The sequence below is a fragment of the Vibrio mangrovi genome, assembly GCF_024346955.1.
Classification (GTDB): domain Bacteria; phylum Pseudomonadota; class Gammaproteobacteria; order Enterobacterales; family Vibrionaceae; genus Vibrio; species Vibrio mangrovi.
Window position 1 is genome coordinate 1177213 of the sequence record NZ_AP024883.1, and the last position, 13442, is coordinate 1190654.

The window sequence follows — 13442 nt, forward strand, 5'->3', positions numbered from 1 at the left end:
TGTCCCAGATATGGGATAGGCAACCTGTCTCTGGGAACTCTTTTGCGTTCAAAATTGGGATTCTTACCTCCGAATGAATGGAAAATCCTTAAAAAACAAATAAATACAATGTTGGCATTGTTTGTGCTTATTGAGTATCAACTTATGAATGAAACTGGTTATTCACATATGGATATTCAAAAAACTCGGACGAAATCAATTCCGAAACGAAAGTTGTGGTTCGCATTGATTGCTGTAGCTGTTGTGACGTTGGGCGCATATGCGACGACCGTCAGTCCCGGAAGTTATGAAGTCCGTCGGGATAGTATTATCATTTCTCAGGTAAATCAGGGTGATATGAATGTTGAAGTCCGTGGTAACGGGGTATTGGCCCCGAAACACATCCGCTGGATTTCGACTAATGTCGATGGCAGAGTCGAATCTGTTCTGGTTAAACCGGGGGCGGTAGTCAAAGAAGGTGATTTGATTGCGGAATTGATCAATCCGGAGCTGGTGCAGAAAACGGATGAAATCCGTTGGGAACTGGAGGCTGCACTGGCAGAGAACAAAGCGTTATCTATTCGCCACGACAATAATCTGCTGGATGCTCAGGCCCGGATTCTGAAAGTAAAACATTCTTATGAGAAAGCAAAGCTTCAGTACGATGCCGAGAGTACGTTGTTAAAACGCAACAATGGTTCTGTTTCTCTGATCGACTACAACCGTTCCAAACTGGATCTGGAACAGTACAGAGAGCAGTTGCAGATCGAAAAAGAACGTCTGGAAAAACTGAAAGTGACACAGGAAGCCGAGTTTCAGGCAAATACCGCGATGGTGAATAAGCTGAAAAAGAGCCTTTCCCGTTCAGAGATGATGATTCAGTCGCTGAAGGTGGTCTCGAATCAGTCTGGTGTGATTCAGGCAGTTAATATTGAAGCCGGTCAACGGGTACCGTTAGGTCTCAATGTCGCCAAACTGGCCCGGCAGGATCAGCTACTGGCCGAGTTAAAAATTCCGGAGCGTCAGGTTCGCACGGTTGAGATTGGTCAGGATGTTATTATTGATACGCATAACAATCAGATTCACGGTTCAGTGATTCGGATTGATCCGGCGGTAAATAATGGTACGGTTCAGGTTGATGTTTCGCTCAATAGCCCGTTACCACCGGAAGCCAGACCGGATTTGAGTATCGAAGGAACGATTCTGGTCTCGAAATTACAGCATGTGTTGTATGTCAATCGTCCGGCATTTGCTCAGAGTAATTCTCCCGGTACGGTTTACCGATTAGCCGCCGATGGCCGGCAAGCCGACAAGACCCGGGTTATTTTCGGGCAGGGTTCTGCGGATAAGATTGAAATAAAAAGTGGTTTGCGGGACGGGGATCGGATTGTGACATCGAATCCCAGTGCCTGGGAACACCAGGACCAGATCAGCATTCAGTAACATTACCGATTCATAATAAAAAGGAAGAAATATGTCATTCATTGTCGAGTTGAGCGGGGTTAACAAAGTCTTCCATACGGAAGAGATTGAAACTCATGCATTAAACGATATCAGTTTTGCCATCGAGAAAGGTGAGTATGTCTCTATCTCCGGGCCTTCTGGCTGTGGGAAGTCAACTTTATTATCGATTTTAGGTCTGCTGGATAGCCCCAGCGGCGGAAAATATGTCATTAACGGTTTTGAGGTCGGTTCACTAAATCCCCGCCGGATGGCAGAGATCCGTAATCAGGAAATCGGTTTTGTCTTTCAGTCTTTCAATCTCATCAGCGATCTGACGGTTGAAGAGAATGTCATGCTGCCACTGACATATCGTAAAGGTATTGCTGCAAAAGAAATGCAGGCTGCTGCGCTGGCGGCGCTGGAAAAAGTAGACATGCAGCACCGCAGTAAGCATTTCCCGTCTCAGCTTTCCGGCGGACAACAGCAGCGGGTTGCAATTGCAAGGGCAATCGTCGGTCAGCCTTCATTGCTGCTGGCGGATGAACCGACCGGTAACCTGGATTCTAAAAATGCCGAAGCCGTCATGAATCTGTTTGACCAGTTACATTCCGACGGTGTGACTATCTGTATCGTCACGCACGATCCTCGTTCTGCGGCGCATGCTCTGCGGCAGATTGATATATTTGACGGGATGGTCATTGATGACCGTCATCTTGACAGTCAGGGGCTGGTTGCCTGAGGAATCAATGCATATGAGTTGGTTATTTGATCTGAAATATGCCGTCAGGCTGATGCTCAAACGTCCGGGATTTACGGTCTTCACCATGCTGATCATGGCTTGTGGACTCGGTTTGTGCATTTATATGTATTCCCTCATCAATACGCTGGCATTTAAGCCGCTGCCATTCCCTGGCGGTGAACGTATGGTGATGGTCAGCCCCAGTATCAATGGGATTCGCTTCGGTGATTCACCGATTAGTTATGCAGACTTTAAAGACATCCGGGATAAGAGTCAGCGCTTGGAAGAGGTTGGTTATTACTACGGTGATGTGGCGAATGTCAGCATCGACGGTAAAGCTTCTCACTATATCGCGATTCGCAGTCGGTCTGATTTATTCGCATTCACGCATACTCAGCCGGCCATGGGACGATTATTTACCGATGCCGATACGATTGAAGGCGCGAATCCGGTTGCTGTTCTCGGCTATGAACTGTGGCAGAACTATTTTGGCGGACGTCAGGATATTATCGGTCAGCGGGTTCAGATTAACGGTATCGGAACGGAAGTCATCGGAGTGATGCCACCGAAATATGAATTTCCGATGAATAATCAGATCTGGCTGCCGAGCCAGCTCAACGAAGCTAAATTTACGGTAGAGAATGCCCCGAAAGTCTCCATTTTTGCCAAGCTTAAACCGGGTTTTAGTCTGGCAGATGCCGACGTCGAATTGCAGGATATTATGGCGTCCCGGGCATTACAGTATCCGGAAATTAATGCCGGGCACTCTGCTTTCACCATTACCTTCATGGATAGCTTCATCGGAGAAGATTCGAAACCGATTTTCCTGGTGATGCTTCTGGGCGTGGGATTTGTGCTGCTGCTTGCCTGTTGTAATGTCGGTAACCTTCTGCTGGCCCGGGCAACCGAGCGTTCCAAAGAGAGTGCCATCCGGATTGCCCACGGTGCACCCACTTTCAGACTGGTGATCCAGATGATGTGGGAAAGCACCCTGATATGTACGCTGGGTGGCATTCTGGGTGTGTTGTTTGTCGGCTGGGGATTGTCGCTGACGAACGGCCTGATTAGCTCGATTGTTCCCGGAAAACCTGCGTTCTGGTGGGTTCTGGGACTGGATGCCGATGTATTGCTGAAAACGGTCTTACTGGTGGTTCTCGTCAGTCTGGCAACCGGATTGCTACCGGCATGGAAAATGACTCAGTGTAATATTAATGAAGTGCTGAGGGACGGTACCCGTGGCGCACAGAGCCGCAGCAGCGGGCGGGTCAGCCGGATACTAGTGATCTTCGAAGTCGCGCTGTCCTGTGCGGTACTGTCGCTTGGTGCGCTGCTGTCTATGGTGGTCTATGAAGCGACAAAGATTGATTATGGTGTTCAGCCACAAGGCATTTATACCGGTAAAATCAGTCTGCCGGATCAGTATTATAATACGCCGGAAAGTCTGCTGACGTTCTATAACCGGCTGCAAAGTGGTCTGGAATCTTCTCCGGCTGTTTCCAATGCAGGAATCATTAGTTCGGTTCCCGGTGCGTTCATGGTTGCCGGAAAAGTCGAACTGGAAGGTCACCAGCAGCTTCGTTCCCAGCAGAATCTGCTGCCGCGGGCAAACAATGTGACTGTGATGCCGGGAACGCTGGATCTGTTGGGTGTCACGCTGGAAGAAGGCCGGATGCTGAGTCTGTCTGATGACCAGAACTCACAGAAAGTGGTGGTGGTTACCCGTTCATTTGCCCAGCGATACTGGCCGGAAGAACGCAATATTATCGGGAAGCGGATCCGCAAAGCCGGAGAGAATGACTGGTATACCGTGGTTGGTGTCGTTTCGCATGTGATTCAGGGACGTCCGTTCGGTTACAGCAAGCGGATGCCGACGGTGTACCGTTCACTGATGCAGGCGCCAGTGCGTAATCTTTCCGTGGTTGCAAACTCTGCCCAGAGAGAAAATCTGACTCTTCCAATCGAGCAGGCTGTAGCAGATATCGATACCGGATTATCGGTTTATCAGGTGAAGCCACTGGCTCAGGTGATTGCCCGGAATACTGCCGGTCTGACATATATTGCTATATTGTTCAATGTATTTGGTATGATTGCAGTCTTACTGGCAGGAAGTGGAATTTATGGTGTCATGGCAAAAGCAATCAGCCAGCGCTATCAGGAACTGGGTATTCGTCGCGCACTGGGTGCAACGGAAAGCCGCATCATCCATATGCTGATGAAGCAGGGATGGTTACAGCTGCTGATTGGCCTGCTGATTAGCGGACCGATCGTGATGTTTGCCGGTCCGTTGATTACCCGGATTCTGGGACACAGTCCGTGGAGTGTCTGGGCTCTGTTTGCGCTGACTGCTGCCGGCATTAGTGCTGTGGTATCGCTTGCAACTTTGCTTCCGGCATTGCAGGCCGTCAGATTAAGACCAATGGATGCCCTGCGGGAGCAGTAACCGTGACGCCGGTTACATTTGGCAACAGATAGACTGAGTGTGTCGGTGGACACACTCCTGTCTCTGTCTTTATATTCCTGAACATGATAACAACGTCAGTATGGCCGGGATGCAGCCGAGGCTGCTATCAATAAAACAACAATGAAAAACAACAAATAAGAGTTTTATGCGTAATCAACAATATCGGGTTTTAGTCGCAGACGACGATGAGAATATCCTGAACACACTGAGGTTAATTCTCAAAGTCCGTCATTTTGATGTGGTGACGGTCAATTCACCTGAGCTTGCTCTGGAACTGGTGAAACAGGCCGATGCAGATATTGCGCTTATCGATCTGAATTATCAGCTGGATACGACATCAGGACAGGAAGGTCTGGACCTGATCCAACAGATCAAATCCATCGACAGTGATCTGCCAGTCGTGGTGATGACCGGATGGGGCTCGGTCGATATTGCCGTTGAAGCGATGAAAAACGGGGCGGTGGATTTTATTGAGAAGCCCTGGGATAACGAACGGTTGGTGCATATTCTCAACACCCAGATCCGTCTGAGTGAAGGCTTAAAGAAACAGTCCCGCTTGCAGCAGCAGAATCAGTTGTTGCAGGAACAACTCAACTTATGTGCTTTTGACAACATTGTGGCGTTTTCTCCGGCGATGAAAACCCTGATGGAGTCACTGACGCTGATTGCTGAGAGCGATGCCAATATTCTGCTGACCGGAGAAAACGGGACCGGGAAAAGTCTGCTGGCAAGTTATATCCACCAGCATTCTTCCAGAGCTGAACGGGAATTTATCTCCGTGGATATGAGTTGTATTCCGGATACGCTGTTTGAAAGTGAAATGTTCGGTCATGTGAAAGGCGCATTTACCGATGCGAAGCAGCAGCGTATCGGCCGGTTTGAACTGGCTGACGGCGGCACGCTGTTTCTGGATGAAATCGGAAATATGCCTGTCGGTCAGCAGTCGAAACTGCTACGGGTGCTGGAAGAGAAGCAGTTTGAGAAAGTCGGCGGGGCGAAAACACAGCGGGTTGATGTCCGGGTGGTTTCTGCCACCAATGCTGACCTGAATGAGATGATTGGTGAAAGGGTATTCCGTCAGGATCTTTTTTACCGCCTGAATACGTTTGAATTCCGGGTGCCGTCGCTGCGGGAACGGGTGGAAGATATTATTCCGCTGATCGACCGGTTCGTGCAGATTTACACCGAGAAATACCGAAAGCCAATCGGTGAATTAACGGCTGAAGCGATTGCCATTCTGCAATCTTATGACTGGCCGGGGAATGTCCGTGAACTGAGTCATGTGGTTGAACGTCTGGTACTGCTGAGTCAGGGGAAAACCTTAGACAAGCAACTGCTCCAACGTGTGTTACCCGATTATCAGGCAGATGAAGTGTTTCAGAATGCGCCTTTGCCGTCACAGAATCATATCGCTTCAGTGAATGGCAGTATGACGTCAGTGAATAACAATACTGTGGCGGAGAGCCGCGCAACCTATTCCGGTAATGTAGCGCATTCAATTACACTGGAAGAGATTGAACAGGACGTCTTAAAACAGCGTCTGGATTATTTCGATGGCAATGCAGGTCAGGCTGCCGAATCTCTGGGACTCAGCCGGAGTGCTTTCTACCGGCGCTTAGGGAAGGCGAAATGAGGGTGCAGCCATGTTAGAAGCTTCAATCCAAATCGTGCAGCGCCGGCTGATGCTGGTTGCTTCGGTAACGCCGACTTGTCTGCTGCTGATTATGATGGCAGTGCATGGTTACTCCGGCTATCTGATTGCGCTGACGGCATTTCTGAGTGCATTACTGATTATGTATTGTCTGGTGACGGTAGATCACAGTTTAAATTTTCATCTGGCAACCGTAATGAATCTGGTGGAATCGCTGACCAATAATGAGTTCAGTATGCGTGGGAAGCGCACCGGACGAAACGATTCTATGGATGGTCTGATTGGCATGATTAACCGTCTGTCTGAATCGATGAACCAGCAGCGTCTGGAAATCCGCCAGCAGCAATATCTGGTAAAGAAAATCATCAACAACATTGATGTCGCGATATTCGCCTTCAATGAGCAGGGAGAGATTGCATTCGTCAATAAAGGTGCCGGTCTGCTGTTCGACCAGGAGCCGAAATCAATGCAGGGCCAACCGATTGACTCACTGGCGATTCATGACTTACTCCAGTGTGCCTCCGGGGATGTAATGGAGTGGCATTTCCCGCAGAAAAGCGGCAAGTTTCAGATCAATCAGGACAGTTATTACGAAAATAGCCGCAGACAAACTCTGCTGTTTGTCACGGATGTCAGTGAGTTGCTGCGCGGACAGGAACACCGGGCGTGGAAAAATCTGCTACGGGTATTGAGCCATGAAATCAATAACACTCTGACGCCGATTGCATCATTGAGTCAGATTCTGAGAGAACTGCTGCCGCAGGAAAAAGACGAGTCGATTACGGAAGTCGATGGCGGGTTGAAAATTATTGAAGAGCGGGCGAAGAACCTCAAATCTTTTATTGAGAGCTATCGCAAGCTGACCCAACTGCCGGCACCGACGAAACGACAGCAAAATATTAAGACGCTGCTCAGAGAATTACTGCCGCTGTTTGAGCATCGTAAAATCAATATTGCTTGTTGTCAGGAGACACTGAAAGTCAATATCGATCCGGTCCAGATACAGCAGTTACTGATTAATGTATTTAAAAATGCCGACGAAGCCATGACCGATCCGAAAGGTACGATTACGGTGTCATGTGAAGTACAAAAGCATAATCTGATTCTGGAAATACTGGATCAGGGAACCGGTATTACCAATAAGAGCAATCTGTTTGTCCCGTTTTATAGTACCAAATCTCACGGCAGCGGAATTGGATTAACTTTATGTCGGCAGATTGCTGAAAACCATAGCGGATATTTTTCGATTGATAACCGGGAAGATATGCAGGGCTGTGTCGCCCGACTGATATTACCGATATAACCCGTTATTTATGAACCCATGATTTTATAGGTGGTAAAAATTTATAGGTGGCAGAAATGCTGCCGGGGTTCGTACGCTTTAAATATTCGTATGTATTAAATAAAGTTATTGATGAAGGTAGATGCAATGGAAACATATTTGCCTGAGTTGGAAGATAATGAGTATTTATTATTTCTTATTAAAAACGAAAACTATCAATATGATGAATGTCAAATTAATTTAAATAAGGAGGAAGATAAAAAACTAAGTGCACAGTTCATTCGCTCGATATTACCTTATTACCATAAAGATGGTGGAGAAATAATAATTTACAGAAAAGAGTATGGTAAACCAGCTATCGCTGGTACATATCCGCTCTGGTTTAATATTTCGCACTCCAATGGTGTAGGTGTATTACTGCTGTCAAAAAGTGGTGACATCGGTGTGGATATTGAGTTTAAAAAGAAAGACAGTCAGATATTAAAGATTGCACAGAGATTCTTTCACCGTCAGGAAATGGCGCAGCTTGAATTGTTACCTTCCGGAGATGCCTGTCGACAGGCCCGGCAGCTGTGGACACTGAAAGAGTCGTATATCAAAGCAATTGGCAAAGGGTTGGCACAACCATTAAACAGCTTTTGGTTCGATCTGAACGAAAGTCTGGTGAACATGTATTTGGGAGAAAATAAACAACCGGAAAGCGGATGGTTGTTTTATATGTATGAGTATCAACAGTTGTTCGATTTGTCTCTTTGTGTACCGAAAGAAGGAAAGGTGAAAATATTTCATGTGAACAATGAAAAATTACCATTTTCCGTAGAAGAGATAAAGTCAGATACAGGATCGTTTCAGAGAGTGAAATAAAATAGATTAATAATTAAGTGAGGCTGGGAAATGAACCACAAAATTAATTACTACTGTTACGAAAACATGGAACACTTCAGAGATAATCTGATCAATGAACTTTATCAGATTCAACCTTCTTTAGGGTTATCGAAGTCAAGAAGGAAACTGGATTTGTTGGTAAAAACGCTCGACTATGTCATCGAAAATATCTCAATGGAAATATCACTGGATGATATTTCTGAAGAGGTGGATGCATCCAAGTATGAGATCTGCCGGTTATTTAATGAAGTATATAAAACTTCGCCAATGCGTTGGATCTGGGACATCCGGATTGCGCTGGCGAAGGAATACATTGAAATTGCACCGGACTGGTCATTAACGGATATCAGCAACGCCTGCGGCTACTCTTCTCTCGCTCACTTTTCCCGTAGCTTCAGCAAGGCACACCAGATCACGCCGTTAAAATATAAGCATTCGATCACCACCAAAGAAAAAGAGAGCAAACCCTTTGAAATCATCTACGGTAACCACCGCTCTTCTTTCTCAAGAGGTGTTCTGCTGGATAAGATGCGGTGATCCCGATGTCCATTCCTCAGTGATAAGCAACCAGAACAAGGGCATCAGGCCCTTGTTTTCAGGGGCTTTGCTGATCATGGAAACCCATATCTGCTGCCTAATCTGGTGGCATCTGTGACCGATGGTGTCCACTGCCAGCGATTCATTGTCACACTTCACTGAATAGATTCATCCTCTGATTTTCATTTCATCAATGTTTCTTCTACTTTTTAGATTACTCCTCCGAGGTCTAACCAGAACAAGGAATAATACATGAACATGAAACTCTACTTAGTTGTGCTCTGCTTATTCAGTCCTGTTGTACAGTCTTCCACAAATGCACCTGTTTCGGATAATACCGGCTATACCCAGACACGTTATCCTATTGTGCTGGTGCATGGACTGTTTGGGTTCGACACGCTGGCGGGTATGGATTACTTCTACGGGATCCCTCATTCACTGACTAAAGACGGTGCTTCGGTATATGTTGCACAACTATCGGCGACCAATAGCAACGAGCTGCGTGGTGAGCAGTTACTGTCTCAGGTTGAAACGTTGCTGGCGGCGACCGGTGCAGAAAAAGTGAATCTGATCGGGCACAGTCATGGTGGTCCGACGGCACGTTATGTTGCGTCTGTGCGTCCGGATCTGGTTGCGTCGGTGACCAGTATCGGCGGTGTCAACCAGGGATCGAAGGTTGCGGATCTGGTCCGGGGCGTCATGACAGAGGGTTCAGCGGGCGAGGCGATTGCCGTCAAAGTCACGGAGGCTCTGGTGGCGTTGATCGATCTGTTGTCCGATGGTCGTGATCTTGAACAGGACCCGCTGGCCGCACTGGCTTCACTGACGACAGCAGGCTCACTGGCGTTCAATCAACATTATCCGGAAGGCGTGCCCACATCAGAATGTGGTGAGGGTGAGTTGTTGGCGGACAATGGCGTGTATTACTACTCCTGGACCGGTTCGTCCACTTTTACCAACCTGTTGGACCCGAGTGATGCTGCCATGACGATTCTCGGTCTGGCCTTCGATGGCCCGAATGACGGACTGGTCAGTACCTGTAGTGCACACCTTGGCAAAGTGATTCGTGATGACTATCAGATGAACCACCTGGATGAAATTAACGGCTTACTCGGTGTGCACCATTTGTTCGAAGTCGATCCGGTGACACTCTACCGTCAGCATGCCAATCGCCTTAAACTTCAGGGTCTGTAAGGAGTCACCGATGAAAAAGTCCGCATGGGTGGTATTGACATTGATGATCGCCTTGGGGGGCGCCGGTGCGGTCTTTTTATGGCGACAGCCGGCGGAAATACAGCCGGTGAAGTTACAAGCGCCATCTCAGCAAGATACTGAAATTGATGAATCGTCGGGTCGGGATCTGCTGGAATACGCGCTGAGCGGGCTGGGCGAGACCGATTTGAACCATCTTCAGAATGAAATTGGTACCTACGCGAATGAGAATGATCAACTGCGGGTTGATGACACGTTGTTTGCGCAGTATGTCCGCTATAAAAAGGCGCTGGCGCAACTAACACTCCCAGACACCAGCCAGAATATCAGGGAAAGGCTGATGGCGCTCAACGATGCATTGCTTGCGCTGCAAAGTGAGTATTTTACTCCTGAACAGCAAGCACAGTTGTTTGGTGATGAAAACCGCTGGCGTCAGTTGGCCATAGACAAACTGGATATTCAGGAGCACGCGCTGGATGAGGCCGAGCAGCGCAGCCAAATGGTGCAGATCAACGCTGAACTACCGGATTATCTGCAAAAAAGTGAACGTAATGCGACCATGGTTACAGCACTTATCGCAGCCGATTCGCAGAGTGAACAGAACCGCTACCTGAGGCGGGCCGAACTGGTCGGAGAAAGCGGTGCACAACGCTTGGCTGAACTGGACAGCCAACGCGCTTCATTTAAGGCTCAGTTAGACGACTATCTGCAACAGCGAAGTGAAATTCTGGCCGACGAACAGTTGGGTGAACAAGAGAAAGAACAACAGATTACCGCACTCCGGGAGCAGTATTTTGATCCGGTGCAGTGGCGTCGGGTTGAAGCACTGGAGCGCATTTATGGGCAGTCGGAGTAATAGACTGACTCGCAGGAGCGAGTCAGTCTCATTCATAAATATTCATATATATCAGGCACTTTATGTTGCCTCACTTTGCATAAACTCAATAATCTTCTGATGAATATTGCGATCTTTCAGCACGCCGCGGTGTCCCCAGCCGTCGGTGAGGAACAGTTCGCAGTTGGGGAAGGCGGCGCTCATCTTCTGTGCCTGGGTAATGTCGATGATAGTGTCGTTGCGGTCATGGCAGAGCAGGGTCGGCAGCGACAGGGTTTTCCATAACGGTGTATCGATCATATCCGGGTGCATGCCGTAGCGGCGGTGATAGATCTGTTTGAGTCTGTCTTTGAGGACCGCCGGGATCCGGTAGTAATCGATATAGGAATCCAGCAGATTGCCTAACCCGTCGGGGCTGCCGATCTTGATCAGCCGGTGGGTTGAAAGCCCTGCATCAATTGCCATGGCTAGTGCTGTGCCGCCAAACGAGTGACCGATCGCGGCATGAAAAGCGCCGAACTGCTGATTGATCTGCAATAACAGCTGCGCCAGATCGTAGAACGAACAGCGTTCGCCTTCCGAGCTGCCGTGGGCGATCAAATCCGGAGCGATAACCCGGTAACCGTTGGCAAGCAGTTTTTCTGTCAGCGGCCGGAACATCACACTCCTTCCTTCCCAACCGTGTACCAGCAGAATTGTTCCCTGTACCGGAACAGAAGCCGGTGGTTCATGACAGAACACGTTAATCCGGCATTTGTTGAACGTCAGTTGATGTTGCTGGCTCTGCTGTTCAAATTCCAGATCGTTTGCCATGCAGGGCATTCGCGTCGGTTTTTCAAACATACGGATCGCGTAACGGGCGGCCCATCCGGGAGAGAGGCGGGAGAGTAAAATCGTATCTGCCCGCCGAAGTTTGCCACATAAGCCATTGTAATGTGTTTCCGGCCGGACCGAAGTTTTGAGTAATAACTTCGGACGGCGTTTCATCATCACCAGACACCAGTGATAGCGCTGATGTGCCAGTGCAGAAAGCTGCATGAAAGGATAGGCAAGATTATAGAGCATCTTCCCCTCGCAGATTTTTTGTCAGCAACCAGTATTCACGCAGGAAAATCGTAAAATAAACCACGTTGAAAATGACGATCAGGTGTGCCAGTTCGGTAATATTCCCCTGCGACTTCATCAGGACCAGAATACCGCCGACCATTGCGGACTCAACCACCAAAGTCATGAGCAGTACTCTTTTGCCCCGGCCAAGCTGTTCAAGCATGGTCTGGGTTGCGGCCAGCATGGAAGTCAGGAAGAATGTTGGCAGCAGCAGTGACAGTAACAGGTAACCGGCTTGCTGAACGGCGGCGGTATTGGCTAACAGATCGACCAGACGGTGCTGATTCAGGTAAACCATCGCAGTCAGGGTGATATACAGCAGGCTGATCGCGAGCATTCCCCGGCTCAACATGCGGGTGAGTGAATCTTTTGTGGCGGCAGAAAGTTGCTGATTGACAAAAATTGCAATCGCGGAACCCAGTGCAACCGCCGGAATAATAAACAGAGAACGCAGTTTGACGACGATCAGGAAGCCGGGCGCATAGTCGGTATTCATCTGACTGATCAGCGGAAAGATTACGGCAGAGCTGGCGAATGCAATCAGCATTGACAGAAAAATCGGAATCCCGGCATCGGTCATCAGCGCGAATAGTCTGGGTAGAAAAGCCTTCGGCTGCGGGTCAGAACCGTGATTGACAGTTCTGAATAACATAAACAGTGAAAACGGCAGCATCGCCGATGCGGAGATCAGATTGGCATAAATGACCGCCTGAAATCCGAGCTGATGCTGAACAAAGCCGACGTAGCAAACCGCCAGATTAATGGTGATAAAGCCGGAGATGAGCAGCATACTGCTGAGGGTTTTTCCCTGTCCCCGTAGTCCGGCATTGCCCAACTCAAAGATCAGCAGCGGAATGAGGGATAACAGATACAGCGGTAGTGTCTGGCTGAAGAGATTCTGTGTGTTACCGCCCATGACCGATTGAAGCGGTGCTTCGAACAGGTAGCTGACACCTGCCAGCAGACACAGGAAAACAGTTCCTGCAACGGCGAGCAACAGGGTGCTGTTCATGACTTTTCTGCTGGGCCAGTCACGGGTTGAACGGGCACTGAAGACCTGATTGGTGATCGTCAGGCATTCCAGCAGTGCAATGAAAAGAAAATGAAAGGGTTGCAGCATCGATAGCTGATACAACGCCTGACTCTGTTCATTCTGGCCGAGGATCCATATCTGACCATTCTGCGATAGCGACACCACAATTGCGATCAGGATCATCGGCCAGGCGATGCCCAGTACCTGTTTGACATCACCCATTCCGCTGGCCGGTAAAGTGAGTGTAGATTGCTTGGAAATGCTCATAATTATCCTTT

The 13442-nt window shown here is 48.5% G+C and carries 11 protein-coding genes; 9 read left to right on the plus strand and 2 right to left on the minus strand.

Annotated features, from left to right (window positions below; translation table 11 throughout):
* The first annotated feature begins 168 nt into the window (after positions 1-168).
* From OCU74_RS05390 to OCU74_RS05430, 9 genes are all read left to right on the plus strand, one after another.
* Positions 169-1422, plus strand: a complete 1254-nt coding sequence (locus OCU74_RS05390; RefSeq protein WP_159457401.1) for an efflux RND transporter periplasmic adaptor subunit — start codon at positions 169-171, stop codon at positions 1420-1422.
* A 31-nt stretch (positions 1423-1453) separates the two neighbouring features.
* Entirely contained in the window at positions 1454-2161 is a 708-nt protein-coding gene (locus tag OCU74_RS05395; RefSeq protein ID WP_087480603.1) for an ABC transporter ATP-binding protein, read from the plus strand.
* 13 nt (positions 2162-2174) lie between these two features.
* Entirely contained in the window at positions 2175-4601 is a 2427-nt protein-coding gene (locus tag OCU74_RS05400) for an ADOP family duplicated permease (RefSeq protein WP_159457402.1), read from the plus strand.
* 166 nt (positions 4602-4767) lie between these two features.
* On the plus strand, positions 4768-6255 hold the full coding sequence (locus OCU74_RS05405; RefSeq protein WP_087480605.1) for a sigma-54-dependent transcriptional regulator: 1488 nt from the start codon (positions 4768-4770) through the stop codon (positions 6253-6255).
* A gap of 10 nt (positions 6256-6265) precedes the next feature.
* The gene (locus OCU74_RS05410) at positions 6266-7576 is read left to right on the plus strand and encodes a sensor histidine kinase (protein WP_087480606.1); all 1311 of its coding nucleotides are present in this window, start codon (positions 6266-6268) and stop codon (positions 7574-7576) included.
* Positions 7577-7702: 126 nt separating this feature from the next.
* Positions 7703-8419: a 4'-phosphopantetheinyl transferase family protein gene (locus OCU74_RS05415; protein ID WP_159457403.1), complete on the plus strand. Its 717-nt coding sequence runs from the start codon at positions 7703-7705 to the stop codon at positions 8417-8419.
* Positions 8420-8449: 30 nt separating this feature from the next.
* Positions 8450-8977, plus strand: a complete 528-nt coding sequence (locus OCU74_RS05420) for a helix-turn-helix transcriptional regulator (RefSeq protein WP_087480608.1) — start codon at positions 8450-8452, stop codon at positions 8975-8977.
* Between the two features lie 252 nt (positions 8978-9229).
* Positions 9230-10171, plus strand: coding sequence for an esterase/lipase family protein (locus OCU74_RS05425; RefSeq protein ID WP_390623643.1), 942 nt, complete (start codon positions 9230-9232; stop codon positions 10169-10171).
* Between the two features lie 10 nt (positions 10172-10181).
* Positions 10182-11045: a lipase secretion chaperone gene (locus OCU74_RS05430; protein WP_159457404.1), complete on the plus strand. Its 864-nt coding sequence runs from the start codon at positions 10182-10184 to the stop codon at positions 11043-11045.
* Positions 11046-11105: 60 nt separating this feature from the next.
* On the opposite strand, the gene OCU74_RS05435 is transcribed toward OCU74_RS05430, so the two are convergent.
* Together OCU74_RS05435 and OCU74_RS05440 are read right to left on the minus strand one after the other, a co-directional pair.
* Entirely contained in the window at positions 11106-12089 is a 984-nt protein-coding gene (locus OCU74_RS05435; protein ID WP_087480610.1) for an alpha/beta fold hydrolase, read from the minus strand.
* The gene (locus OCU74_RS05440; RefSeq protein ID WP_087480611.1) at positions 12079-13431 is read right to left on the minus strand and encodes an MATE family efflux transporter; all 1353 of its coding nucleotides are present in this window, start codon (positions 13429-13431) and stop codon (positions 12079-12081) included. Before OCU74_RS05440 ends, OCU74_RS05435 begins: the two co-directional genes overlap by 11 nt.
* Positions 13432-13442: the final 11 nt, after the last annotated feature.